We start from the raw sequence: 26,045 nt of genomic DNA, 5'->3' as shown, positions 1-26,045 counted from the left end.
ATATTTAAAAAGAGGTAAATAATAAAGAGCTTCAGTGGGGTGCCTCCTCTCTTCTAACATTAAATTAATCATACTATAAAATGATAGAAATGAAATATGAAATAGCGGAAAAATCAGAAATTTTTTCTGGTAGTATACAATATGTTACAATAATCTTTGTCAATGAAAGAAGAAATTCCGTGCACTGCATGGGAGAGGTTCGCGAACTCCCTCTATAAAAAACTATGGAAACAACAATATCCTTAGGTATTGTTTTGTTTTTTTATTGTGACAGTTCAAGAACGTTCTTTCTTCTTATTCGTAGTAGAGAAGGAGAATGAGTGAAATGAAAAAAGAAAAAGCAGTTGTTGTTTTTAGTGGTGGACAAGATAGTACAACATGTTTATTTTGGGCAATGCAACAGTTCGCAGAAGTGGAAGCTGTAACGTTTAACTACAATCAACGTCATAAGTTAGAAATTGATTGTGCAGCAGAAATTGCGAAAGAGCTAGGTATTAAACATACGGTACTAGATATGAGCCTATTAAATCAACTTGCTCCAAATGCGTTAACGAGAACGGATATGGAGATTACACATGAAGAAGGTGAATTGCCATCGACATTTGTAGATGGACGAAATTTACTATTCTTATCATTTGCTTCGGTATTAGCAAAACAAGTGGGAGCACGTCATATTGTAACGGGTGTATGTGAAACTGATTTTAGTGGTTATCCAGATTGCCGTGACGTGTTTGTGAAATCATTAAACGTTACATTGAATTTATCTATGGATTATCCGTTTGTTATTCATACACCACTTATGTGGATTGATAAAGCAGAGACATGGAAATTATCAGATGAACTTGGAGCATTCGAGTTTGTTAGAGAAAAAACATTAACGTGTTATAACGGAATCATTGGTGATGGTTGCGGTGAATGTCCAGCATGTCAACTTCGTAAAGCAGGATTAGATACGTATCTACAAGAACGCGAAGGAGCGAACAACTAATGGATAACTTTTTTGGATTTCGCATCGTAGAAAATTTGCAAAAAATGGACAAGGATATTCAGCGTGAACAACTCAAATATCATAATAAAAGAGTAATGGTCAGCAAGGAATTTACATTTGATGCAGCGCACCATTTACACTGTTATGAAGGGAAATGTAAAAATTTACATGGCCACACATATAAAGTCGTGTTTGGAATTAGTGGATATGTAAATGAAATAGGCCTTGCAATTGACTTTGGAGATATAAAAGAAATTTGGAAAAATGAAATAGAAATTTATTTAGATCATCGTTATTTAAACGAAACATTGCCAGCAATGAATACGACTGCTGAAAATATGGTCGTATGGATTTATGAAAAGATGGCAGAAGCATTAACAAAAGATAATCGTGTGAACGAATACAAGAGAGCTCGTGTTGAATTTGTTCGTCTTTTTGAAACACCGACTAGTTATGCGGAAGTAAGACGGGAGTGGATGCTCGATGAGTAAAATCCCCGTCTTAGAAATATTTGGCCCGACCATTCAAGGAGAAGGGATGGTTGTAGGACAAAAGACAATGTTTATCCGTACAGCGGGCTGTGATTATAGCTGCGCTTGGTGTGATTCTGCTTTTACATGGGATGGGTCAGCAAAAGAGCAAATTAGACAAATGACACCGGAAGACATTTGGAGTGAGCTTGTAGCAATTGGTGGAGAGAACTTTTCTCATGTTACGATTTCAGGTGGAAATCCTGTTTTACTGAAAAATATGCAATTTCTTCTTTCTATATTAAAAGAGAATGGTATGCGAACAGCGATAGAAACGCAAGGGAGTAAATGGCAAGATTGGTTACTTCAAATTGATGAGGTAACGATTTCTCCAAAACCACCAAGTTCAACGATGAAAACAGATTTTCAGATGTTAGATTCTATTATTCATAAACTAGCAGGGAAAGATTTTAGTTTAAAAGTAGTAGTATTCGATGATCAAGATTTTGAATATGCAGTCAAGATGCACGAGCGTTATCCGAATGTACCATTTTTCTTACAAGTAGGGAATGATGATACGAAAACAGTGGATGATGCAATGCTTATTAAAAACTTATTAGAAAAATATGAGTGGCTTATTGAAAAAGCTGTGCACTGTAAAGAAATGAATGATGCGAAAGTACTGCCTCAGCTTCATGCGTTAGTATGGGGAAATAAACGAGGGGTATAATGAGAAGGGATGTTTAAAATGGCAGGAAGATTAGATGAAGATTTAAAAGATGTAACATTATTAGGAAATCAAAATACAAAATATTTATTTGAATATAGCCCGGAAATTTTAGAAGTATTTGATAATAATCATCCAAACCGTGATTACTTTGTAAAATTCAATTGTCCTGAATTTACAAGTTTATGTCCAAAAACAGGACAACCAGATTTTGCGACAATTTATATTAGCTATATTCCAGAACAAAAAATGGTAGAGAGTAAATCATTAAAGCTATATTTATTTAGCTTCCGAAATCATGGTGACTTTCATGAGGATTGCATGAACGTTATTATGAATGATTTAATTAAATTAATGGATCCACGTTATATTGAGGTATGGGGGAAATTTACACCACGTGGTGGGATTTCAATCGATCCTTACTGTAACTACGGTCGCCCAGGAACTAAGTATGAGGAAATGGCAGACTACCGCATGATGAATCACGATCTATATCCAGAAACAATTGATAATCGTTAATATATAATAGAAAGAAAGGATCTGTATGATATACAGATCCTTTCTTTCTATTATATTATGCATGTTGATTAATAACAGTATAGTTTTTATGGCTTACAACTGTAAGAGGTTCCATATCTAGTTCTCTAAAATTCTCCATAATAGTTATATCAACAATCACGGAGTTTGTATTTACTTTTTGAACACGGCCTTGCATTCCACCTTTAAATTCAATGATATCTCCAGTTTCTGCGATCTGCATAAGCAACTCTCCTTGTTACAGTTTTCCCCAAAAAAGAATAATTTGGGCTTTTTATTTCCTCTTATTTTGAACTATATTTTCTAATTTGTAAATGTTTCCAAAGTAAAAATTCGAAAAATATTCACTTTTGTAAGGGAATATTCACAAAACATGTTGTTAGAAGAGGAATGATAAAAATGCATACATCTTTATATAGGAGTATAATAAAGATGTACAATGACCTATTAAAGTGGGAGAAACTAGGGGCGGTAAAATGATGTTTGAAGTTGTGGGGAGTTTTATAGCGTTATTTTTATTTTTATTTTCTTATATACAGTTGAAAAAAATTCGTCATCAGGAAACAACTACATATTTTGATGGTCTGGATGGGATACATGCTTCGGTAACACATGATAGTGGTGGTGATATGTAGTAATGTGTAACTTTCATTTTCAGCATGTTATGATGAATGTAAGAAATTGTACATAATATAGTTCGTAAGTGATGAATGGAGAGTGGAAAGAATGCGGATTTCTTTTATTCGTCATGGTCGTTTGAATAGTGCTATAGAACCGATGACAATTACTTCATTTCATGAATGGCTGAAGAGGTATGATGGAGATAATGGGAGCAGAGAATGTAACATACCAATAGAAACGATTGAGGCAATTGAATCAGCAAAGTTGATTGTATCGAGCGATCAAAGACGTGCTGTGCAGTCAGCAGCGGAATTAATGGATTCCTTGTCTTTTATACAAAGCTCACTTTTTAGAGAAGTAGAAGTGCCATCGACTTTTTTTGCACCATCATGGTTTAAATGTAAAACTGGGACGTGGTTTTTCATTGGACGTGCTTTATGGATGGTTGGATATCATAAAGAAGTTGAGTCTTATAAAGAAGCGAGAGAACGAGCAAGAGAAGCTGCTAACATGTTACATCGCTATGCGCTTGTACACGGGCGTATAGCGCTAGTAAGCCATAGTTATTTTAATACGATGATTGGTACGGAACTGAGGGCAATGGGGTGGTCTGGGCCTCCTATTTTTCATCGTAAGCCGTGGGGATGTACAGCGTATACATTCCGTGAGGCGATGAATGGAAATGTATTAAATACAAAATTAACTTAAAAGAGGCTGTCCAAAAAGTAGCTGAATAGCTACTTTTGGCAGCCTCTTTCTTTTTAAAACATGGAAACTAATATACGTAATGGCTTTATTAGATGGGCATATGGTTCGCCAACGAGCATAACGGTTTTATCTTCTTTGTAACCGAGTTTTTCATATAGTGAAAAAGCGCGTTTGTTTTCTAAGTTAACAAGTAAGGCGATTTTTTCATGACCTTTTTCAGATGCATGAAGTTCAGCTGCCTCGATTAATTTAGAGCCAATACCACGTCCACTGTACATACTTGAAACTGACAACGTGTCAATATAATACTCATCAAGTTCAGCTTCTTTTTCTAACGTAATGGATTCATCTCCATGTAACTCTCTTAAGTAGCGTACTATTGGTGCATCAAGTTGTTCAGCGTCACTACCGTGATAAACGACAATAACCCCAACTACCTTTCCGCCTTGTTCAGCCACTAAACAGTTTTCATAGCTCAATCGATTATTTTCTTTTGCGAACCATGTTTCAAGTCCTAGTATTACTTTTGCTTCAACTGTGCTACCTGTGATTTTTTCAGCAATTTCGTGCAGAGCGTTATACAGTAAAGGTGCTACTTCTACCGCATCTGTCTTTTTTGCTTTCCGAATCATAGTATCCCTCCTAGTTCTACATATATCATTGTAGCATAAAACAAAATATCAAACAGTGATTTGGAACTTTGTTATACAGGGCGTCAAAAAGTTTGATATAGAGAAGTAGCTATGTTAGTATATGATATTTAGTGAGAAAATAATAAAGTGATATAGCTATAAAAATAATGAAAGTGCATTACATAATAGTAACGGGATAATTTTACCGTTGTCGACCTATAGAAGATGCGATAAAATAAACTATTGCAGAGAGGTGAAATACATGGATGAACAATTAGCAAATACAATTTTGGATCAGCTGAAAAGTGGTGAAATAAAGGAGTATATTGCAACGAAAGATGTATTTTATACGTTTAGGGAAGTTGTTGTAAATCGAGAAGATTTTAAACATATTATTGGGAACGCACAGCGTGGTGGACAGGTGATTTATACATATTCAGAAACGCCACGTTCGTAAATAGAAGATAAGGGAGAGGAGAATTATGGGCGATTTTAAACAAGGCATATTACCACATTGGGATTATATGTGGAAAGATAGAGCTGGGAATAGATTTATGGGAATGGTTATGTATCCAGAGAAACGAAAGTGTTCAGCGAAAATGCTTCAGAAAATAAAACGGGCATATGAGCAAGCGGCAGAGATTAAAGTGACTGTACAAGTTCAGCGTACATACCAGTACGTAGAAGGAATGATCGTATACTTTGATGAAGAAGCTCCTGTATGTACGTTACTTGATAAAGATGAGAATCCCCATCATATATTTGTGAAAGATATTTTGCGTATTGAACATTGTGAATAAACATATAAAATTTTTTCATAAATAAATTGAAGCTCCATAATAATAATCCTTTTCTATAATAGTTATCTTTTAGTATGTAACGAGGAATAAGAGTATATGTATAATATTTAATAAAGTAAATTGGATAAATGTAATCGTTTTTTGGAACAGATTATCGTTTAAAGTCTGTTCTTTTTTGCGTGATGCTGGAGAAATATATTCCTCCAGCATTTACCGTTTTATGACAAAAAATATTGTTAACTTTTTTTAAAATAAGGTTAAATCCGTTGACAACTTTTTCGAAAAGCACTTTATTGACATGAGTTTTAGAATGTTGTTTCATAGTCATTGTATTGAAAAAAATCGGCGGTCATGTCGAAAAGTGAAAGTTAAAAAAAGAAAGAATTTATACATATATCTTGTGTCTTATTTTGAAACGTAATACAATATATAGAGAAATCAAGAAACGACATACAGAGAATATAGATTGGAGAGGGAGGGTCGGAAATGTTAGTTGCATATGATTCTATGACAGGAAACGTGAAGCGTTTCATCCACAAATTAAATATGCCGGCCGTTCAAATTGATGAAGATCTAGTACTAGATGAAGAATTTATTCTTATTACGTATACAACAGGTTTTGGCAATGTACCAGAACGTGTTTTAGACTTTTTAGAACGCAATAATGACAAATTAAAAGGCGTATCTGCAAGCGGCAATCGTAACTGGGGAGACATGTTCGGTGCAAGTGCTGACAAAATTTCTGCTAAATATGAAGTGCCTATTGTATCAAAATTTGAGTTATCTGGAACAAATAATGATGTAGAATATTTTAAAGAAAGGGTGCGGGAGATTGCGACACATTGAACTGAATAATGAAATCACGCAAATGCAGGACGGTTTTTATCAGCTTCATAAAGATAAAGAGGCATTAGAAGTCTTTATGGAAGAAGCTAGAGAGAATACCGTTCATTTTAATAGCGTGGCAGAGCGAATGGAGTATATGAAAGAACACGATTACTATTACAACGTTCTGGACGAGTATAGCTTGGAGGAAGTAGAAGAAGTATATAACATCGCTTATGGTGAAAACTTCGAGTTCCAATCTTATATGGCAGCATCTAAGTTCTACAAAGATTATGCGTTAAAAACGAATGATCAAAAACAATACTTAGAAAGCTATGAAGATCGTGTAGCAATTGTGTCATTATACTTAGGACGCGGTGAGGTTGCGAAGGCAAAACAATTCGCAAGCATGATTGTAAAACAAAACTATCAACCAGCGACACCAACCTTTTTAAATGCGGGAAGAAGCAGAAGAGGAGAAATGGTGTCTTGTTTCTTGTTAGAGATGGACGATAGCTTAAATTCAATCGGCTTTAACATTAATACTGCGATGCAGCTATCGAAAATCGGTGGGGGAGTAGCTTTAAACTTATCTAAGCTACGCGCACGTGGTGAGCAAATTAAAGGTATTGATAACGCAGCAAGTGGTGTAGTACCTGTTATGAAATTGCTTGAAGATTCGTTTTCATATGCGAATCAACTTGGCCAACGAAAAGGTGCCGGGGCTGTATACTTAAACATTTTCCATTGGGATATTATTGAATTCCTTGATACAAAAAAAATAAATGCCGATGAGAAGAGCCGTATTCAGTCTCTATCAATCGGAATTATCGTTCCAAGTAAGTTCTTTGAACTTGCTGAGAAAAACGAATCTTTCCATGTTTTCGCGCCTTATACAGTGTTTAAAGAATATGGCAAGCATTTAGATGATATTGATATTGATGAAATGTACGATGAATTAATGAGCAATCCGAAAGTGAAGAAGAAGCCGCTAGACATTAGTGCGCGTGATATGCTTATTAAAATTGCTATGATTCAACTTGAGTCTGGTTATCCATACTTAATGTTTAAATCAAATGCAAATAATCAACATCCACTGAAGGATATTGGAACTGTGAAGATGTCGAACTTGTGTTAAATATGTAGCACCTTCTAGTAGAAATGCTAGTCGAAAACTCCGTTAAACGGGGAAAGCCTCAATTTCGAGGTAACCTACCGTGCTAAATCTTATCTTAGAATGAAAATATAAAAGTTCAGAATGTATCTTATTATTTTGTATAGCAGAGTTATCGGACAACATAAAGTAATAAGAGACTTTCTGAAAGATTAAGATAAGTAAAAGCCTAACGACTATCCCTTATGGGAGTAGAGCGCAAGCGATTGGCGTTCGAAAAGCGGAGCACCTAATCAGGTAATGCTGTAGGTGATGATATAGTCTGTCCTGTATGGTGACATACAGCAGTTGCATGAGCAACGGACTGAGGAGTAGCGAACTCGGTTGAACATTCGAGACAGAAATCTTCCAGCTTCAAGAAACTTCTGAAATAAATGATTACGGTACGGATGACATTATCCGCCGCGATATTAACTGTAACTTAGGTTCATTAAATATCGTAAACGTAATGGAAAATAAAGAAATTCGTGAAGCGGTTCATGCGGGAATGGAAGCTTTAACAGCTGTTTCTGATATGACGATCATTCCGAATGCACCAACTGTGAAAAAAGCAAATGACGAGCTGCATTCAGTTGGACTTGGCGCAATGAACTTACACGGATATTTAGCGAAAAACAAAATCGCTTATGAAAGTGCAGAAGCGAAAGAGTTCGCTCGTACATTCTTTATGATGTTAAATTACTATTCTATTGAGAAAAGTATGGAGATCGCTAAAGAAAAAGGCGAAACATTTAAAGACTTTGATAAATCGGATTATGCAAAAGGCACATACTTTGCAAAATATGAAACGACAGATTATAGCCCAGTAACTGAGAAAGTTCAGCAACTATTTGAAGGAATTCATATTCCAACAAAAGAAGATTGGACAAGTTTAAAAGAGCAAGTGCAGAAGAATGGATTATATAACTCATATCGTCTTGCTATCGCTCCAACACAATCGATCAGTTACGTTCAAAATGCAACTTCAAGTGTAATGCCGATCGTTAGTCAAATCGAATCAAGAACGTATGCGAATGCGACAACATATTATCCAATGCCATATTTATCAAAAGATACGTTCTGGTACTATAAATCTTCTTATGATATGAATCAATTTAAACTAATTGATTTAATCGCTGAAGTTCAAGAACACATTGACCAAGGAATTAGTACAATTCTTTATGTTAATAGTGATATTTCAACACGTGAGTTAGCACGTTACTACATTTATGCACATAAAAAAGGCTTGAAGAGTCTGTATTATACGAGAACACGTAAATTAAGCGTGGAAGAGTGCGTAGCTTGTACTGTTTAATAAGAAAAAGTGAGACATTGTGAGCAGGGTTTTTCTGAACCCTGCTCATGCTTAGTTATCAATTTTTCATGTTTATTTAGAGAGAAGGGGCGATTTAATGCGTGCGGTAAACTGGAACAAAAAAGAAGATGATTTTAGTTTAATGTTTTGGAAGCAAAACATCGCTCAGTTTTGGACAGAAGAAGAAATCGCAGTGTCTTCTGACAAAAATACTTGGGTGCAATTATCAAAAGAAGAGCAAATTGCTTATAAGCGTGTATTAGGTGGTTTAACACTTTTAGATACGAAACAAGGTGGCGAAGGGATGCCTCTTGTACTTGTTCATCTTGAAAATTTACAAGCGAAAAGTGTATTAGCTTTCATGGGAGCTATGGAAGAAGTACATGCGAAGAGTTACAGTCATATTTTCACAACGTTAGCTACGGAAGAAGAAATTGATGATATTTTTGAATGGGTAGATAATCATCCATTACTTGAGAAAAAGGCTGGTATTATTACTAGTTACTATCGTCGTTTATTAAAGCCTGAAGTAACGAAAAAAGAGTTATACATGGCAATGGTAGCAAGTGTGTTCTTAGAAAGTTACTTATTCTATAGTGGATTCTTCTATCCACTTTACTTAGCAGGGCAAGGAAAATTGACTGCAAGTGGTGAGATTATTAACTTAATAATTCGTGACGAGTCAATTCACGGCGTATTCGTTGGTATTTTAGCACAACAAATCTTCGCGGAACTTTCTGCAGAAGAACAACAAGAAGTGCAAAAAGAAACACAAGAGTTATTAATGGAATTGTATGAAATTGAAATGGCATATACAGAAGAAATTTATACTTCTATCGGTCTTGTGGAAGATGTAAATCGTTTCGTTCGTTACAATGCGAATAAAGGACTTATGAACTTAGGACTTGAGCCGAAGTTTGAGGAAGAAGAAATTAACCCAATCGTTTTAAATGGTTTACGTACAGATACGAAAAACCATGATTTCTTCTCTGTAAAAGGAAATGGTTACGTAAAAGCAACAAACGTTGAAAAGTTATCGGATGATGACTTCGTATTCAATTTTTAATATAGTGTTATAGAAAAAGCTGTCTTTATAAAAAAGACAGCTTTTTTGTATAAGTAGTTTACATAATGTTATTATTTCGTAAAAATATTTTTATCCTATAAAAGCCCAATTTGTGAGGGATTATAATCAGTGGGAATAAAGAAAAAACACGGATTAAAGTTATATTTTTTATATTTAGTGGTATGAGAGATTGAATAACTTATGTCAAAATGAATAAAAAATGAGAAGAAATGAGGCCCAATTCCACCTATGCGTTCTTTTTCGTATTGAATTTTTAAATTCTAGAAATTTTGGCTCGAAAATTGCATGAATATTTAAAAAACGAAAAAAGGGGGGTAATACTTGGTGTGATATATATATAGTGATTTGAAAGCGTTTCCTTTCGACTGTCAATCTTTAAATGGAAATTAGATAGAGAAAGTAGGGGGAATGATAGGTGGGAAAAGTGGTTGGTCTAAAACGTTCATTAGGGCTTTGGTCAATTGTTATGCTAGGGGTCGGGTATATGACACCGATGGTTGGATTTGATACATTTGGGATCGTTTCTGAAAAAACGGGCGGGCATGTTCCAGGAGCTTATCTGATTGCATTAGCAGGGATGTTGTTTACCGCTGCAAGCTACGGCAAAATGGTAAAGGTTTTTCCTACCGCAGGATCTGCTTATACGTATACACAGAAGACAATTAGTGCAAAGCTTGGATTTCTTGTTGGATGGTCAGCATTATTGGATTATTTATTTCTACCGATGGTGAACGCACTATTAACAAGAATTTATATGTCAGCGTTTTTCCCGAGTGTTCCTAATTGGATATGGGTCATTGGCTTTGTTCTACTGATTACATTAATAAATATGATTAGCGTAAATGTTACTGCTAACTTCAATACGTTCTTAGTAATATTTCAAGTGCTAGTAATGGCCGTGTTTGTTTTTCTAGTTATAAAAGGTTTACTAGCGGGAGAGGGAACAGGAGAAGTTTTTTCCATTCAGCCGTTTTTTCAATCAGATATACAAATATCACCGTTAGTTGCAGGTGCGACAATTCTTTGTTTTTCATTTTTAGGTTTTGATGCAGTAACTACATTTGCAGAAGAGACACCAAACGCGAAGAAGACAATTCCTCGAGCTATTTTTCTTACTGCTTTAATCGGTGGGATTTTATTCATTACTACTACGTATTTTACACAATCTTTTTTTCCGGATACATCTGTATTTAAAGATCAAGAATCAGCATCTCCAGAAATTGCGTTATATGTTGGTGGAAAACTATTTCAAGCTTTCTTTTTAGTAGGAACGCTTATGGGTACACTTGCGTCCGGTTTAGCTTCTCATACAAGTGTATCCAGATTATTGTACGTAATGGGGCGAGATAATGTAATTCCGAAGAAAATATTCGGATACATCCATCCTCGCTGGCGAACTCCAGTATATAATATTATTTTGGTAGGAGTTATTTCGCTCTCCGCTATATTCATTGATTTAGAAACGGCAGCATCTCTTATTAACTTTGGGGCGCTTATTGCATTTACATTTGTTAATTTATCTGTAATTTCCTACTATATCATTAAGAAAAAAAGATATAAAACGATAAAAGACTGTTTAAATTTCTTAGTTATGCCTATTTTAGGTGCTGGTACTGTAGCAGTACTATGGTTTAACCTCAATATTCATTCACTTATTCTGGGACTTTGCTGGGCTGCTATTGGGATTGGGTACCTTCTATATATTACAAAGATGTTCCGTTCAGCTCCTCCGCAAATGCATTTTGAAGAAGTACAGGAAATATAAAAAGCAAAAGACATCGGATAAATTCCGATGTCTTTTGCTTTTTATATTTGATAATCATGCAATATTGCATAAGTCATTCAAAGATTCATAAGTAGGGGGATGACACGATATGATTAACATAGTATTTTCACTTGGCACGATTATTGCTTTGTACAATTAGTAAAAATATAAAGCGGGGTGTTATTGTGCCAATTCAATCAGAAAAACAAACAAATACAGTTGAGCTTGAAAATCCTTTAGAGGAATTTCAAGCTATATTAAAAGAGGCGCTTCATTTTTTACGTTATCCAGACGAAGTATTCGAATTTCTGAAAAAACCGATGCGCTTTTTAGAAGTAAGCATTCCTGTTCGAATGGATGATGGAACAACAAAGGTATTTCAAGGGTATCGCGCTCAGCATAACGACGCAGCAGGGCCAACAAAAGGCGGTATTAGATTCCATCCAGATGTTACGGCAGAAGAAGTAAAAGCACTTGCCGGCTGGATGAGCCTAAAATGTGGAGTGACAGGACTGCCATATGGAGGTGCAAAGGGCGGGATTATTTGTAATCCGCAGGAGCTGAGTTTTAGAGAGCTAGAGTTACTGAGTCGTGGGTATGTAAGAGCAGTAAGTCAAATTGTAGGACCGACGAAAGATATTCCAGCCCCTGATATGTACACAAATGCACAAATTATGGCTTGGATGCTAGATGAATATGATCATATAAGGGAGTTTGACTCTCCGGGCTTTATTACCGGGAAACCGTTAATGTTAGGAGGATCACAGGGCCGGGAAACAGCAACTTCTAAAGGTGTATTGTATACACTTCAGTTAGTAAGTGAGTTAAAACAAATTCCGCTGCAAAATATGCGGGTTATTATTCAAGGATTTGGGAATGTTGGAGGGTATTTGGCGAAATATTTATATGATATTGGTGTGAAAGTAGTTGGGGTATCAGATGCTATAGGAGGAATTTATAATCCAGATGGTCTCGATGTTCCTTATTTACTAGAAAACAGAGATTCTTTTGGTGTAGTATCGAATCTCTTTAGTAAAACAATTTCTAATCAGGAGTTGTTAGAAAAAGAATGTGACGTACTCATTCCAGCGGCAATTGGGGGAGTGATTACGAAACATAATGCAGGAAGGCTTGGATGTAAGATTATCATTGAGGCTGCAAATGGTCCAACAACAAAAGAAGCGATAACCATGTTAGAAGAAAAGGGAATTTTGGTTGTTCCAGATATTTTAGCAAACTCTGGTGGCGTTATTGTTTCTTATTTCGAATGGTGTCAAAATAACCAAGGATATTACTGGACAGAGCAATATGTTGATCAATGTTTAAAGGAAAAAATCACCTCTAGTTTTTCTAGCGTACTTGACACTTCTAAACGCTATGGAGTAAATATGAAAATTGCTGCTTACATTGAAGGGGTTCGCAAGATTGTAGAAGTATCTCGCCTAAGAGGTTGGTTGCATTTTTAACCTAAAGGAGGGCTCAAATGAAACTGGATATTTTATTAGAAGAAGTGGAGAGACAACAAATCGGTTATTATTGTATTTTGTCGAATAGTCATCGTTATGATATAGCTGTTACGTATTCACAACAGTTTCTTGGAAAAGCAATGGTTACCTCTATTCAAAATGGGAGAATGGTTTTATTAAGTCAAGAAGATATTGGAGAGGAACAATATTGGGCACCAAGGCTAGGAATTGAGGTAGAAGATATAGAAGAGTTTCAAAGTTTTTTCCATATGATTCTTCAGTCACAAAGGTTAGAAGAACAATATTAATAGAATAAAAGAAAGGGATGATTGATTATGTACTATGATATTATTACGAGCCCATGCTATGGAACAATTGAAAAAGTATCTATTGATAAGGATTCTCGAGTTTATGAATGGGAGCCAGTATTTTCTATTAAAGATATGAATGGTAAACTGGAAGTAATTAAGATGGGATGTAGTGGAGAAGTTCAATCTTTAGAAGTAGAGGCAGGAGATAAAGTAATTCCAGGTATGGTATTAGCTTATATTCAAGAAGACCTTTTCGTTAGTGGTAGTGATTAATGATAGAACAATGAGGAAGATGGAAGCGTTCATCTTCCTTTTTTTATTAAACAAAGGAAGAAATGTTTTATTTTCAGATTAATTAAAAAAATCTGTATTTAATGATACAATACAAGTTAATTAGTTCAAAGGAGGAATAGCAGAATGTTTTCCATTGCTCATAAAAAAATTAGACCTATTGTATCTCTACCTATCGATCAATCTGAAAAGGAATGGAATATAGATGTTGAAAATATAAAAGAATCTTTTCTATTTTTAAAAAGAGGAGAGAAATTATTTGCATACGTTCACGTTAAGGATCTGCTATCAAACAGTAAAGGATTAACTTCCAAGGCACTGCTTTCAAATGCTGTTTCGCTAGATACAATATGTCATCTTAGTAAAGATATTTCTTTAACAGCTCTTTTTCAAATTATTGGAGCGCCGATTGCCATAGTGAAAAATGAAATGGATGAGTTAACAGGATATATAAGAAGAGAGGATGTTTTTGCAGAACTATTTAAACAAGAAAATCAGAGTGTTGATATACTGAAAATTATTTTAACGTCTATTCCAATGGGGATTTTTGTAGTAGATCGTGAAAAAAGAATTGTAAATTGCAATGAATCTGGTCTGAAGATGATTAAATCGACGCCTGAAAAAGTTATGAATGTATCAGCAGAACAGATTTTTAATGAAGAACATATTAATAACGTATTTGCAACGGGAAAAACGATTTTGAATCAATTACAAATCACAAATGAGATGGGCGTATTAGTTGACTATAGTCCTATTCCAAACTTTGATCAAAGTATCGAAGGAATGGTTATTATTGTACAAGATTTGCCGATGGTTGAGGACATGGCGATGGAAATTGAATATATAAAGGATTTAAATAAAGATTTACATGCAATCTTGTCTAGTATTTATGATGAAATATTAGTTGTTAATCATAAAGGAGAATTAATTCGTTACAGTGAAACCGTTATCAATGATTTTTGGGGGAGTAATTTGAAAGATCTTTTAGGAAAAAATCTTTTAGACTTAGAGAAGAAAGGATTATTTAGTCCATCTGTTACGCGATTAGTATTGGAACAACAAAAAAAGGTATCAGTTGTACAAGAAACAAAAAGCGGAAGAAAAATATTAGCAGTTGGAAATCCTGTATTTAATGAAAGCGGAGAGCTTCATAGAATTATTATTGCCTCAAGGGATATTACCGAAGCAACGAGATTGAAGACGGAATTACATGAAATAAAGAAGATATCAGAGCAATATAAGAAGGAGTTAGATGACTTTAAAAATAAAGATCGTTTTCTTAAGAAGCTTATTTACTGTAGTCCGAAAATGGAACAAATTATTAACCAAGCTAAAAAAATAGCAGATTTTTCTTCCAATGTTCTTATTTCTGGAGAATCGGGCGTCGGGAAGGAAGTAATTGCCCAAGCAATTCATCAACTTGGAAAGCGATCTGCAAAGCCATTTTTAAAATTAAATTGTGGTGCAATTCCAGAAACTTTGTTAGAAAGTGAACTATTTGGTTATACGAAAGGTGCTTTTACAGGAGCAGATAAAAATGGGAAAGAAGGATATTTTAAGCGAGCTGATCAAGGTATTTTATTTTTAGATGAAATTGGAGAAATGCCCTTACATTTGCAAGTGAAATTGCTTAGAGTTCTGCAGGAACAAGAAGTAATTCCTATTGGAAGTACAATACCTACGAAAATAAATGTACAAATTATTGCCGCTACAAATAAGAGTCTTGAAAAAATGGTAGAGGCAGGAACGTTCCGTGAAGATTTATTTTATCGCTTAAATGTAATTCCATTGCAAGTTCCTCCTCTACGAGAGCGAATGGAAGATGTTCCGGTACTTGCCTTTCATTTCTTGCAACAGTTAAATGAAAAATATAATAAAAATTATCATTTAACTCCGGATGCGCTTAACTTACTAGAGTTTTACTCATGGCCAGGAAATGTACGTGAATTACAAAATATGATTGAACGTTTAGTAGTATCAGCAGACGATCCAGTAATTGAAGCGGAGTTTGTTAGTAAGTTTTTAACACCTGGTTATGACTTTAAAAAATCAAAACCAGTTATTACAAGAGTATTACCATTACAAGAAGCACTACATTCTGTAGAAGAACAATTGATTTTACTTGCAATGAAGCAGTATAAAACAACGACTAAGGCTGCAAAAGCCCTTGGAATCAGCCAATCTTCAGTGAGTCGTAAATATCAAAAAATTGTTAGCGAAAAAGGGATGGAGGCTGATATAATCTCTTATTCCTAAAAAAGGAGAAGGTCATATAGACTTCTCCTTTTTGTTAATGTGTAGAGTAATTTTGATATTTGCGGGTAGTAGGAATATCATTTCAAGTTTTAGCAAAATTAAAGATGATAGCGGAAATGATTAATGTTCCGTTTTATGCAAAATGGAATAACGCATGCGAAAATGCATAAATTTTTTGTTGATTTTAAGAAAATAGTCAGTCTTTGTATGATTCCTTTGCACTTTAAATATTGGCATGAAAATTGCTTATAAATATATAAACGATCGATAAAGGGGGATTCAAGATAGTGCTAGATTTAAAAATGTATGTAAACGGTGAATGGAGAGAGTCTAGTAATCAAGAGAAAAGAACGATTATTAACCCTGCGAATGGCAAGGGTATAGCATATGCACCTGAGGGAACAATCGAGGATGCAAAATACGCGATAGAAGTAGCAAGAGCGACTTTCGATAGCGGAATTTGGTCAGAAACATCCACTGCTGAAAGGGCATCATATTTATTTAAAATAGCAGATGAAATTGATAAAAATATGGAAGAATTAGCGTATCTTGAAACAATGGATAATGGAAAAACATACCGTGAGGCAGAAGGAGATATTGGAGATGCAGCGGCTTGTTTTCGTTATTACGCCGGATTGATTACAAAGCCAGATGGGCAAACATATCATGTAGCCGATCCGATACAAGCGATGGTTGTAAGAGAGCCAGTTGGTGTTTGTGGATTAATTGTTCCATGGAATTATCCGCTATTGATGAGTGTATGGAAAATTGCACCTGCTTTAGCAGCTGGAAATACAATTGTGTTTAAACCTTCTGAAGTGACACCAATTACTGCAACAAAGCTATTCGAAATTCTTGAAAAAGTAGGGCTACCAAAAGGGGTTGCCAATATGGTAATGGGGGCAGGTCCGATAGTAGGAAATGAAATTGCAGCGAGTCATAAAGTGGATATGATTTCCTTTACGGGTGGAACAAAAACAGGTAAACACATTATGAGAACAGCGGCAGATAATATGAAAAAGATTTCGTTAGAACTTGGAGGGAAATCCCCAAATATTATTTTTGCAGATGCAGATTTTGAGACTGCTATTGATTATGCTTTGTTTGGTATTTATGCAGGTAGCGGACAAGTATGTTCAGCAGGATCAAGAATCCTCGTAGAAGAAAATATTTACGATAAATTTGTTAATAGTTTTGTAGAGCGAGCACAGCAAATTAAAGTTGGACCTGGTGATAATCCAGAATCAGAAATGGGGCCACTTGTAAGTCAAGAACATATGGAAAAAGTATTAAGCTACATTGAAATTGGGAAAGACGAAGGCGCAGACATTGCTTGCGGTGGTAGACGGATAACGGAGGGTGGAAAAGGCGATGGTTTCTTTATTGAACCAACGGTCTTTGTCAATGTAAAACCGGAGATGCGCATTGTACAAGAAGAAATTTTCGGTCCTGTTGTAGTAATTCAAAAGTTTAAAGGTGAACAGGAAGCAATTGAGTTGGCCAATGGTACAGATTATGGCTTGGCTGGAGGAGTATTTACAGTTGATGGTGCAAAAGCAATGCGCGTGATTCGTAAACTTCGCGCAGGAATTACGTGGATTAATAGTTATCATCCAACATACAATGAGGCACCTTGGGGTGGATATAAGCAAAGTGGTATTGGGCGTAGCCTAGGAACGTTTGGTTTAGAAGAATTTCAAGAAATTAAGCAGATTAATATAAATCTAGAAGTAGAACCGATAGGTTGGTTTGTAAATAAAAAAAATGTAGGGGTGAATTAGATGGGAACGAACGTGAAAAATAAATTGAATGAGAAAGATGTAAAAGATTCAACTGTAAATGAGTACATTACGAAAGTACTACAGTTAATTGAAAAAGAAAAAGTCTCTGAAGAAGAGGCGAACTGGATTCAAAAAGAAACAGTAGATGGATTTAGAGAGCATGTAAATCCTGGTTTTCTTGCTTATAGAAAAACAGTAACAAAGGATGGACAATTTGCAGCAGTAGAATGGTCTGATGAAGGATCTTGCTTTATGGATATTAATGGTAAAAAATATATTGACTGTTTAGGTGGATTCGGAATTTACAATGTTGGTCACCGTAATCCAAAAGTAGTAAAAGCTGTGACAGATCAATTAAAGCGTCAAGCATTACACAGTCAGGATTTACTAGATCCACTTCGAGCAATTCTTGCAAAGATTTTAGCGGACATTACACCTGGTGATTTGAAATACGCCTTCTTTACAAACAGTGGTACAGAAAGTGTGGAGGCAGCGTTAAAACTAGCAAAAATGTATAGTGAAAGAACAACTTTCATTTCTACAACTCGTGCCTTCCATGGTAAGAGTCTTGGTGCCCTATCTGGAACGGCAAAAGGAATGTTCCGTAAGCCATTCTTACCATTAATTCCTGGTTTCCGCCACGTTCCATTTGGCGATATTGATATGATGAGAAAAACATTTGAGACATGTGCATTAGTGGGAGAAGATGTTGCAGCAGTTATTCTAGAACCAATTCAAGGAGAGGGCGGCATTATTTTACCTCCAGAAAATTATTTGAAACAAGTGCGAGAGCTTTGTGATGAGTTTGGATCACTCCTTATTTTTGATGAAGTGCAAACTGGAATGGGACGTACCGGAAAAATGTTTGCTGCAGAATTATATGATGTTGTGCCGGATATTATTTGTCTTGCGAAGGCGTTTGGTGGAGGTGTAATGCCAGCAGGAGCTATTGTTGCGAAAGAAAAAGTATTCCAAAGTTGGTTTGAAAATCCATTTATGCATACAACAACATTTGGAGGAAATCCTCTTGCATGTGCTGCTGCAATTGCAACAATTCATGTATTATTGGAAGAGAAATTACCGGAACGAGCTGCGGAAGTTGGGGAGTATTTCTTAAAGGGATTGAAACAAGCAGCAGAAGGGCATGATGATAAAATCTTTGAAATTCGTGGTCAAGGTTTAATGATTGGTATTGAATTCCATAAAGACGAGATTGGTTATGAAGTGTCAAAGGCGATGTTCGATCAAGGTATTCTTGTTGCTGGAACATTAATTAACTCAAAAACAATTCGTATTGAACCATCTCTTACAATTAGTTATGAAGAAGTAGATACAGTTATTAATACGTTTAAATCTGTGCTAACTCAAGTGAAAGTAAAATAATTTTCGCATAAGGTTATATGTGAATTCAAACGAGTGAAACTATCATTGAATAGATTTACTGATATTTTATTAAAGGAAGGCAGTGTAACGAAAGTTACACTGCCTTTTTATTACAAATTATATTGTAAGTATTTACATATAATTTGCCTTAGTGTACTATTTAACTAATACACTAAGACAGGAGGGAAGAAATGAAAATAGAGTTTTCTCCAAATACACCAATTTACATTCAAGTAATGGAATACATAAAAAAGGAAATTGTAACAGGACATTTATTGCCTGGTGATAAAATTTCCTCCGTACGTGAATTAGCGAGTGAATTACAAGTGAATCCGAATACGATTCAGCGTACATTTCAAGAGCTGGAACGGGATGGGGTTGTTGTTACACGTAGAGGAATGGGACGATATGTAACGAATGAAGGGGAGAAAATTATGGAGCTGCGCAAAGACATGGCGAAAGAATTGCTTCATTCCTTTATAGATGGAATGGACAATTTAGGTTTTTCAGAAGAAGAAATTCTTTCGATTCTTCGTTCTTCATTAAGTGAGAAAAGGGAGGAGAGCGAATGACAGAGCTATTAAAAATAGAAGACTTATGGAAAAAATATGGATTGAAAGCAGTAATCCGTGAGTTAAACATAGAGATTACAGAAGGGAAAATTATTGGGCTCGTTGGAGATAACGGGAGCGGGAAAACGACGTTATTGAAAATGATTGCGGGCTTACAACATCCTTCTGAAGGTAGCATTACCATTAACGGTAAAAAAGTTGGGTTAGAGACGAAAGAAATCGTTTCATTTTTGCCAGATAAGCCGATATTTGAAGAATGGATGACTGTAAAAGATGCTTTATTTTTCTATCGGGATTTTTATAAAGAATTTGATATTCAAAAAGCGGTAGATACGATAGTTGAATTTAAAATACCGCTAGAAGAAAGAATTACAGCATTATCAAAAGGAATGATTGAGAAGCTGCAAATTATATTAACATTTTCACGAAAAGCTAAGTTGTATGTTCTAGACGAGCCACTCGGTGGTATAGATCTTGTTTCTAGAGAACATGTATTGGAACTTATCCTTAAATTTTACAGAGAAGATTGCACGATGCTTATCTCAACTCATTTAATAGAAGAAATCGAGAATATATTTGATGAAGTGATTTTTTTGAAAGATGGAGAAATGATTTTGTATGAAAATGTAGAAGAGCTACGATTTCAAAGGGGTAAGGCGGTACATGAGCTGTTTAAGGAGGTCTATGAGAAATGAGTCAGCTTTTTCGTTATCTGTATAATTGTAATAAGAGAAAAATAGCCATTATTTACTTTGGATTTATTACAGCTTCATTAATTCTTTTATTTAATATGAAGGGAATTTCAGGGGTTAGAATTTCAGAGAGGCAGGATATAATAATTATTATATTTTTGATCGTACTAAGTATAACTGGATTTGCAATTCTTCTAACAGGTATATCGTCTTTTCGGAAAATGCTAAAAAACTCTATGCTTCGTTATACTTCTATTTCAGCACAAAAGTATATATGTGCAAATATTTTATTTTTTGTACTACTCTTTATGATTTTGCTAGGAATAGGAATCATTTTTCTATATTATTTTTCTTTAAATATTTACAAAGGAAAAACAGATTTAGGTGTCCAGCAAGAAATTCACAGTTTATATGATTATGGAATATTACAGCATACGATATCTATTTTCTTATGGGGACTAGATTTTGTTAATATGCTAGTTTCTATTTATTTGATTATGGTAATTGTAAAACTGTTCAAAATGAAATCATCAATGAGTAAGATCGTTTGCGTAGTTTTATTCATCGTTTTTGCCGCATTTAATTTGGAAATGATGTCTATCTTTCAGCAAGTAGAAAGGCATGTGTTTGCTATAAATAATATTGGATTTATAGATCAAAACGGCTTTTTAATTACATCATTTTATTCTGGTACAGAGATTACAGTTTTAAATCTATGTTTTAATTGTTTATTCACAATTGTATTAATAGTAGTTACAGGTCGCATCATCGACAAAAAGCTAGAAGTTTAAAGGGGGAATCATCATTGGGAAATGTAGTAGTGAAATTAGAAAATGTCCGAAAAAAGATCGGTAGAACAGAAATTATTCGTGGCTTATCATTTGAGGTTCGTGAAGGAGAAGTATACGGGTTCCTTGGGCCGAATGGTAGTGGTAAGACGACGACAATTCGTATGATGACAGGTCTTATTTCGATGACAGAAGGTGATATTACAATTTGTGGTCATAGTATTCGTACAGAGCGTGAAAAGGCGTTAGAGCAAATTGGAGCGATTGTAGAAAATCCTGAACTATATGATTATATGACTGGTATGCAAAACTTAAAGCATTTTGCGAATATGGCAATTACACCTATTAGTAAAGAGCGCATCGCTGCAATTGTAAAGCTTGTTGAATTAGAGCATGCGATTCATAAAAAGGTGAAAACATACTCACTTGGTATGAAACAACGTTTAGGAATTGCACAGGCGTTACTTCATCAGCCAAAAATATTAATTTTAGATGAACCGACAAATGGATTAGATCCAGCTGGTATTCGTCAAATTCGTGATTATTTACAACGATTAGCGAAAGAAGAGAATATTACGGTAATCGTATCGAGCCATTTATTAAGTGAGATTGAATTAATGTGTGATCGCGTTGTTATTATTCAACAAGGTGAGTTTGTACAAGAGTATAACTTACATGAACAAGCGAAACATGATGAAACGGTAGTTGTGGCATTTGAAGTAGACCAAGTACAGAAAGCAAATGAAATTATTAAAGGTAAGGAAAAAGGGAATGTAATTGTAACATCTATAATGAAAGAAGAGATTCCGCAAATTGTAAAACAGTTAGTGCAAGGTGATGTACTTGTGTATGGTGTTACAGTCCAAAATAAAACGTTAGAGGATGAATTCTTAGAGATTACTGGGGGAGTGAAAGCGTAATGTTTAAATTAATTCAAAGTGAATTTTTAAAGTTACATGCGAAAAAAAGTATGTATATTTTAATAGGTGTAGTTGCAGTGCTAGAGATTTTAGGAGTTTTAGTGATGCTGAAATGGGGAGAAGGAAATGAGTTTAAGGGATCATATTTAGATTTTGCAAGTTCAGAGATTGGTTTAATTATTTTATTTGCAACAATTTTTGGAATTACAATTGCTTCTCGTACAATTACGGATGAGTTTCAAAAAGGAACAATTAAGCAATTATTAATTCGTCCAAGAAAAAGAATCATGATTTTATTCTCTAAATATATTTCTGTGTTACTAACGATAACATTTATAGTATTTGCAGGTATGTTAATTGCAATGATTGTCGGTGCGATTATAATGGATGGTAGTAAAACAGAATTAACGTTAGGAATTGCATTGAAGTCCATTTTGTATCAATTACTTTCACCGTTCTTCTTTGCAACACTTGCCTTTTTCTTAGCGAATGTATTTAGAAAGTCTGTATTACCATTAATTATTACATTGTTCTTCTTTTTCCTACAAAGGCCAATTAAGATGATGCTTATGATGCTTGCAAAAGGCTCCGCAAAATTTGTTGTGCTTTTCCATTTAAATTTAAATGTTTACGATGGCAATAAATTAATTAATCGTGGTGCAGAACCGCCATTTACAGAATTTACGTTTACAACTTCATTATTACTTGTAGTTGCATATTTTGCAGTATTACTTGTAGCATCAAGTGTATTATTCCAAAAGCGTGACGTATTATAATATAAAAATCCCCGTGTTAACGGGGATTTTTATTAACCAGCTCATTCTTTAATCCCCCAGTATTCTCTGTATTTCAAGCTAGGTAAAATATCGGGTCTATTCCAGCTTTCTTTTGGTTTATATAGTCATTAAGTGCAGCGAATACATATTTACTTAGGAATATAATTATAACTAAGTTGAAAAACAGCGATATGGTATATCGAATAAGGTCATTATTATATAATTTAATAGGTATGTTGTTTGATAGTATTTGAGAAAAATAGGAAGATTTTCAACTATATTCATATTATAATTTAGTTATCCCGCCATTTGTAGGAGATGAGTTGCGCATAAAACAATGATTAAAGTTTTACTTTTTACTATCTTTGGAGGTGTTCCATATGCACTATGCATTTTCACGTATAAGACTACGAAGTTTTTTTGGATGGATGATTATAGGAATGTTCCTTACGATGATTCCATTAAGTTTGTCAGGAGCTTCTGACAGTACAATAGAATTCATATCACAAATATCTATATTTTTTGTATTTCCACTATTTTGGTTATACGTAAAAACAAATAACAATAATGTTGTTTTTAAAAGTTTTTTTGATAAGCCAGGACGTTTACATTGGGGGTTAATTTTATTAGCAACGATAATGGGAATGATTTTTTCAGTTGGCATATCCCATATTCAATTTTACATATTAGCACATACTTTACCTAATTTCTTAGTTAGTATGTTAGAAGATGGAAATGTAATTAATACGAGTAACATATATATGGTGATATTCAGTTTCATTTCAGCGTGCATTTTAGCACCTATTATGGAAGAAGTTATTTTTAGAGGTTTTTTCTTGCAACGAATGGCTTACAAATGGGGGATTAAACGAGCTGTTATTATATCGTCACTTATTTTCGGTTTGGGACATTTTGATGTTATTGGTGCTTTTATGTTTGGGGTTATTATGTGCCTTCTTTACATAAAGACAAAGAACATATGGACAAATATTGCGGTACACGCTGTAAACAATCTTATAGCAACTAGTATGCAATTTATAGGCGGAGATGGAAGTGATGCAATTTCGATTAAGGAATTACAGGCACAAAGCAATTTATGGATGGGTATTATTTTAGCTATTATCGGTTTATTATGGTTAATTCCTTTTATTTGGAAAAATTGGCGTGCCGTAAAAGAAGTAGGGGTGCCACCGATTCGTTTAATAAATGAGGAAAAAGTGATGAATTCATCGCAAGGAAATGAAATGTATAGCCAAGTTATAATAACAGATAGATTGATGGCGGTGGAACTGCCAGATGAAGCTGTAAACCAACTCAAGTTAGAAGAAAATGAGTATGTAACAGTAGCTGTAGAAGAAGATAAGATTATTATAAAAAAAGCAGATTATAGGCCATAAAAAAAGTAGCTCTCCGGTAAAAAAGGAGAGCTACTTTTTAATTTGTAATAATTTCTACGCGGAAATTATTTCCGTTTTTCACATATTTAATATCTGTAACGATCCGAACCGTTTTTAGAAGTTCAACTTTTTCACCAATTCGAGGGATGGTCGGAACATTGTCCCAAATACCAAGCAAATCATCTAATTGTGTTGTTTTTTCATAAAACCAGATTTTCAATGTAAGGCCCCTTTCTCGATCTTTATGTATTTTAATACATAATAAATCATTTTTATTCTTTTTGTAAGGGGTTTTTTATCTTTTTCATGAATAAAGATGAATTAATCTTCTGGGAAAATATGTTCAATATCAGGAGTAAGAGATACTTCTGATAATACGATATGAGAAACTGTTGTTGCATATGAAGAAACATCATTGATAAATTTTTCAAGTTCAACGAGTGAAGGGACAGAAATTTTAACGATGTAACATAAACTTCCCGTTACTCGATAACAAAAACTTGCAGATGGATAAGATTGAATAAATTGTTGCATACGTGTTGTATCACCATTCTTTAAGGTGATTTCTAAAATACAGTCTAATACAAGGCCTGCTTTTTTATAATCAATATCAATTGTATATTTTTGAATGACACCTTCATTTTCCAGCTTGCGAACACGTTCTGTAGTAGAAGGAGCGGATAAGTTTACTCGTTTCGCTAATTCACGCATGGAAAGGCGACTATCATTATATAATTCATTTAAAATTTTACGATCTACACGATCTAGTTGCATTTGTAAGTATACCTCCAGTAAAATGATGATTTTTGTAAAGAAAAGTTATAAATTAAGATTCATATGAAATGTAAAATATCATTTATTTATTTTACAATAAAAAGGAAGGAAATAGGAGGGGAAAATGATGGAGAGAATTTCATTATCAACTGTTGGAGAAACAAAGTTTCAAAGATTATTAGGGCATAATCCGGATATATTACATTCATGGAGTATGCTAGAGGATACATTAAATGAAACAGGTACTCTTTCAAAAGAATTAAAAGAACAGGTGCGAAGAACATTGGCATATGGGAATGAATGTCCGTACTGTGTGGCAAAGGGCAGACCAGATGACGTGCAAAAAGTTGAAGAGATAAGTGTAGCAGTTACTTTTGCCCATACATTTGTTCATAATCGTAACGCAATAGATGATCATATGTTTCATGTATTAAAACAATATTGGACGGAAAAAGAAATTGTAGAGCTTTGTGCTTATATTTGTTTTATTACTGCTTCACAACAACTTGGCTTTTTGGCACAATTACAGTCAAATTAAGAGGGGGGAGATGTTATGCTTAATCAAGCAGCACTTATAATGTAGTGTAGTGCTATCCTAAGGGGAAGTAAAAAATTCCTCTTGGTGAATAGCACTATTTTCATACCGTAAACAGTTGTTTTCTATCTTTTAAAACACTTACAGGAAATTAGTATTTTTTTATGTCTTAGTGTAGCTTTGAAATAATACTATTAATATTGATAAATCAACTAAAGAAATTCGCGTTTTGTTGGTGCTACCCCATCGCTATCAAGTTAAGAAATACATTCTTCCCCAAAACGAAAAAAATGAACTAAATTTCTATGGACAACTATGAAAGGATGAAATTTTCGTCATGGGGATACTTCAAAATCCTAGGTTAATGGGCATGGGGCGATACCCCACACCCATCAACTTAAGGGATATATTTATACAAAATGCGGTCTTTTCACGTAGTATTTTATTATCGTTTATAGATGTTATAAAAGTAGGC

29 protein-coding genes, 1 pseudogene and 1 riboswitch are annotated in these 26,045 nt (G+C 34.5%); of the genes and pseudogenes, 26 read left to right on the top strand and 4 right to left on the bottom strand.

Annotated features, from left to right (window positions below):
* The first annotated feature begins 188 nt into the window (after positions 1 to 188).
* Positions 189 to 232: riboswitch (PreQ1 riboswitch) on the top strand.
* Between the two features lie 93 nt (positions 233 to 325).
* Genes queC through queF form a run of 4 tightly spaced genes read left to right on the top strand, consistent with a single transcriptional unit; the run spans position 326 to position 2,704 of the window.
* The gene (gene queC / locus MR109_RS10620) at positions 326 to 988 is read left to right on the top strand and encodes a 7-cyano-7-deazaguanine synthase QueC (RefSeq protein WP_048369480.1); all 663 of its coding nucleotides are present in this window, start codon (positions 326 to 328) and stop codon (positions 986 to 988) included.
* Complete coding sequence (queD, locus tag MR109_RS10615; RefSeq protein WP_071720168.1) at positions 988 to 1,479, top strand: 6-carboxytetrahydropterin synthase QueD; 492 nt, start codon at positions 988 to 990, stop codon at positions 1,477 to 1,479. Before queC ends, queD begins: the two co-directional genes overlap by 1 nt.
* Positions 1,472 to 2,188: a 7-carboxy-7-deazaguanine synthase QueE gene (gene queE, locus MR109_RS10610; protein WP_002170987.1), complete on the top strand. Its 717-nt coding sequence runs from the start codon at positions 1,472 to 1,474 to the stop codon at positions 2,186 to 2,188. Before queD ends, queE begins: the two co-directional genes overlap by 8 nt.
* 18 nt (positions 2,189 to 2,206) lie before the next feature.
* On the top strand, positions 2,207 to 2,704 hold the full coding sequence (queF, locus tag MR109_RS10605) for a preQ(1) synthase (RefSeq protein WP_002170988.1): 498 nt from the start codon (positions 2,207 to 2,209) through the stop codon (positions 2,702 to 2,704).
* Positions 2,705 to 2,759: 55 nt separating this feature from the next.
* Here queF and MR109_RS10600 read toward each other — a convergent pair whose 3' ends face one another.
* Entirely contained in the window at positions 2,760 to 2,945 is a 186-nt protein-coding gene (locus MR109_RS10600) for a YkvS family protein (RefSeq protein ID WP_025150969.1), read from the bottom strand.
* Between the two features lie 229 nt (positions 2,946 to 3,174).
* Here MR109_RS10600 and MR109_RS10595 point away from each other — a divergent pair, with 229 nt between their 5' ends.
* Positions 3,175 to 3,357 carry a hypothetical protein gene (locus MR109_RS10595; RefSeq protein ID WP_081806944.1) on the top strand — a complete coding sequence of 61 codons (183 nt, stop codon included), beginning with the start codon at positions 3,175 to 3,177 and terminating at the stop codon, positions 3,355 to 3,357.
* A gap of 91 nt (positions 3,358 to 3,448) precedes the next feature.
* The gene (locus MR109_RS10590) at positions 3,449 to 4,051 is read left to right on the top strand and encodes a histidine phosphatase family protein (RefSeq protein ID WP_002170991.1); all 603 of its coding nucleotides are present in this window, start codon (positions 3,449 to 3,451) and stop codon (positions 4,049 to 4,051) included.
* A 53-nt stretch (positions 4,052 to 4,104) separates the two neighbouring features.
* On the opposite strand, the gene MR109_RS10585 is transcribed toward MR109_RS10590, so the two are convergent.
* Entirely contained in the window at positions 4,105 to 4,683 is a 579-nt protein-coding gene (locus MR109_RS10585) for a GNAT family N-acetyltransferase (protein ID WP_071720169.1), read from the bottom strand.
* A gap of 262 nt (positions 4,684 to 4,945) precedes the next feature.
* On the opposite strand from MR109_RS10585, the gene MR109_RS10580 reads away from it, so the two are divergent.
* From MR109_RS10580 to MR109_RS10490, 19 genes and pseudogenes are all read left to right on the top strand, one after another.
* Positions 4,946 to 5,140 (top strand): hypothetical protein, encoded by a 195-nt coding sequence (locus tag MR109_RS10580; protein ID WP_048369473.1) that lies wholly within the window; start codon positions 4,946 to 4,948, stop codon positions 5,138 to 5,140.
* Positions 5,141 to 5,165: 25 nt separating this feature from the next.
* Complete coding sequence (locus MR109_RS10575; protein WP_002170994.1) at positions 5,166 to 5,483, top strand: hypothetical protein; 318 nt, start codon at positions 5,166 to 5,168, stop codon at positions 5,481 to 5,483.
* Between the two features lie 486 nt (positions 5,484 to 5,969).
* Positions 5,970 to 6,329: a class Ib ribonucleoside-diphosphate reductase assembly flavoprotein NrdI gene (gene nrdI, locus MR109_RS10570; RefSeq protein ID WP_002170995.1), complete on the top strand. Its 360-nt coding sequence runs from the start codon at positions 5,970 to 5,972 to the stop codon at positions 6,327 to 6,329.
* Positions 6,316 to 7,443, top strand: a pseudogene (locus MR109_RS10565) (ribonucleotide reductase N-terminal alpha domain-containing protein); the annotation flags it as partial. The gene nrdI and the pseudogene MR109_RS10565, both read left to right, overlap by 14 nt.
* Positions 7,444 to 7,825: 382 nt before the next feature.
* Positions 7,826 to 8,776 carry a ribonucleotide reductase large subunit gene (locus MR109_RS10560; protein ID WP_308197275.1) on the top strand — a complete coding sequence of 317 codons (951 nt, stop codon included), beginning with the start codon at positions 7,826 to 7,828 and terminating at the stop codon, positions 8,774 to 8,776.
* 97 nt (positions 8,777 to 8,873) lie between these two features.
* Positions 8,874 to 9,842, top strand: a complete 969-nt coding sequence (gene nrdF, locus MR109_RS10555; RefSeq protein WP_025150964.1) for a class 1b ribonucleoside-diphosphate reductase subunit beta — start codon at positions 8,874 to 8,876, stop codon at positions 9,840 to 9,842.
* Positions 9,843 to 10,278: 436 nt separating this feature from the next.
* Complete coding sequence (locus MR109_RS10550; RefSeq protein WP_242272050.1) at positions 10,279 to 11,628, top strand: APC family permease; 1,350 nt, start codon at positions 10,279 to 10,281, stop codon at positions 11,626 to 11,628.
* A 185-nt stretch (positions 11,629 to 11,813) separates the two neighbouring features.
* Positions 11,814 to 13,094, top strand: a complete 1,281-nt coding sequence (locus MR109_RS10545) for a Glu/Leu/Phe/Val family dehydrogenase (protein WP_025150962.1) — start codon at positions 11,814 to 11,816, stop codon at positions 13,092 to 13,094.
* A gap of 17 nt (positions 13,095 to 13,111) precedes the next feature.
* Positions 13,112 to 13,402 carry an SAV0927 family protein gene (locus MR109_RS10540; protein WP_242272048.1) on the top strand — a complete coding sequence of 97 codons (291 nt, stop codon included), beginning with the start codon at positions 13,112 to 13,114 and terminating at the stop codon, positions 13,400 to 13,402.
* 27 nt (positions 13,403 to 13,429) lie between these two features.
* Positions 13,430 to 13,678 (top strand): biotin/lipoyl attachment domain-containing protein, encoded by a 249-nt coding sequence (locus tag MR109_RS10535; protein WP_098304902.1) that lies wholly within the window; start codon positions 13,430 to 13,432, stop codon positions 13,676 to 13,678.
* A 144-nt stretch (positions 13,679 to 13,822) separates the two neighbouring features.
* Positions 13,823 to 15,952, top strand: coding sequence for a sigma 54-interacting transcriptional regulator (locus tag MR109_RS10530; RefSeq protein WP_048369469.1), 2,130 nt, complete (start codon positions 13,823 to 13,825; stop codon positions 15,950 to 15,952).
* Positions 15,953 to 16,239: 287 nt separating this feature from the next.
* Complete coding sequence (locus MR109_RS10525; RefSeq protein ID WP_242272046.1) at positions 16,240 to 17,733, top strand: aldehyde dehydrogenase family protein; 1,494 nt, start codon at positions 16,240 to 16,242, stop codon at positions 17,731 to 17,733.
* Positions 17,734 to 19,116 (top strand): putrescine aminotransferase, encoded by a 1,383-nt coding sequence (locus MR109_RS10520; RefSeq protein ID WP_098304904.1) that lies wholly within the window; start codon positions 17,734 to 17,736, stop codon positions 19,114 to 19,116.
* A 191-nt stretch (positions 19,117 to 19,307) separates the two neighbouring features.
* On the top strand, positions 19,308 to 19,688 hold the full coding sequence (locus MR109_RS10515) for a GntR family transcriptional regulator (protein ID WP_048369465.1): 381 nt from the start codon (positions 19,308 to 19,310) through the stop codon (positions 19,686 to 19,688).
* Positions 19,685 to 20,383, top strand: a complete 699-nt coding sequence (locus tag MR109_RS10510; protein WP_071720177.1) for an ABC transporter ATP-binding protein — start codon at positions 19,685 to 19,687, stop codon at positions 20,381 to 20,383. Before MR109_RS10515 ends, MR109_RS10510 begins: the two co-directional genes overlap by 4 nt.
* Complete coding sequence (locus tag MR109_RS10505; protein ID WP_242272044.1) at positions 20,380 to 21,171, top strand: ABC transporter permease; 792 nt, start codon at positions 20,380 to 20,382, stop codon at positions 21,169 to 21,171. The genes MR109_RS10510 and MR109_RS10505 overlap by 4 nt, the downstream gene beginning before the upstream one ends.
* Before the next feature lie 14 nt (positions 21,172 to 21,185).
* A complete protein-coding gene (locus MR109_RS10500) occupies positions 21,186 to 22,088 on the top strand; it encodes an ABC transporter ATP-binding protein (protein WP_071720181.1) in 903 nt (300 codons plus the stop codon).
* Complete coding sequence (locus tag MR109_RS10495; protein ID WP_071720183.1) at positions 22,088 to 22,864, top strand: ABC transporter permease; 777 nt, start codon at positions 22,088 to 22,090, stop codon at positions 22,862 to 22,864. The genes MR109_RS10500 and MR109_RS10495 overlap by 1 nt, the downstream gene beginning before the upstream one ends.
* Positions 22,865 to 23,244: 380 nt before the next feature.
* Positions 23,245 to 24,261, top strand: coding sequence for a CPBP family intramembrane glutamic endopeptidase (locus MR109_RS10490; protein WP_242272042.1), 1,017 nt, complete (start codon positions 23,245 to 23,247; stop codon positions 24,259 to 24,261).
* A 37-nt stretch (positions 24,262 to 24,298) separates the two neighbouring features.
* Here MR109_RS10490 and MR109_RS10485 read toward each other — a convergent pair whose 3' ends face one another.
* Positions 24,299 to 24,481, bottom strand: coding sequence for a DUF3913 family protein (locus MR109_RS10485; protein ID WP_025150950.1), 183 nt, complete (start codon positions 24,479 to 24,481; stop codon positions 24,299 to 24,301).
* Between the two features lie 101 nt (positions 24,482 to 24,582).
* Entirely contained in the window at positions 24,583 to 25,035 is a 453-nt protein-coding gene (locus MR109_RS10480; protein ID WP_242272040.1) for an Lrp/AsnC family transcriptional regulator, read from the bottom strand.
* A gap of 124 nt (positions 25,036 to 25,159) precedes the next feature.
* On the opposite strand from MR109_RS10480, the gene MR109_RS10475 reads away from it, so the two are divergent.
* The gene (locus MR109_RS10475; protein ID WP_308197273.1) at positions 25,160 to 25,573 is read left to right on the top strand and encodes a carboxymuconolactone decarboxylase family protein; all 414 of its coding nucleotides are present in this window, start codon (positions 25,160 to 25,162) and stop codon (positions 25,571 to 25,573) included.
* Positions 25,574 to 26,045: the final 472 nt, after the last annotated feature.

Source organism: Bacillus cereus group sp. BfR-BA-01310 (genome assembly GCF_022664325.1).
GTDB lineage: Bacteria > Bacillota > Bacilli > Bacillales > Bacillaceae_G > Bacillus_A > Bacillus_A paramycoides.
This window is presented reverse-complemented; position numbering and strand designations above follow the sequence as displayed.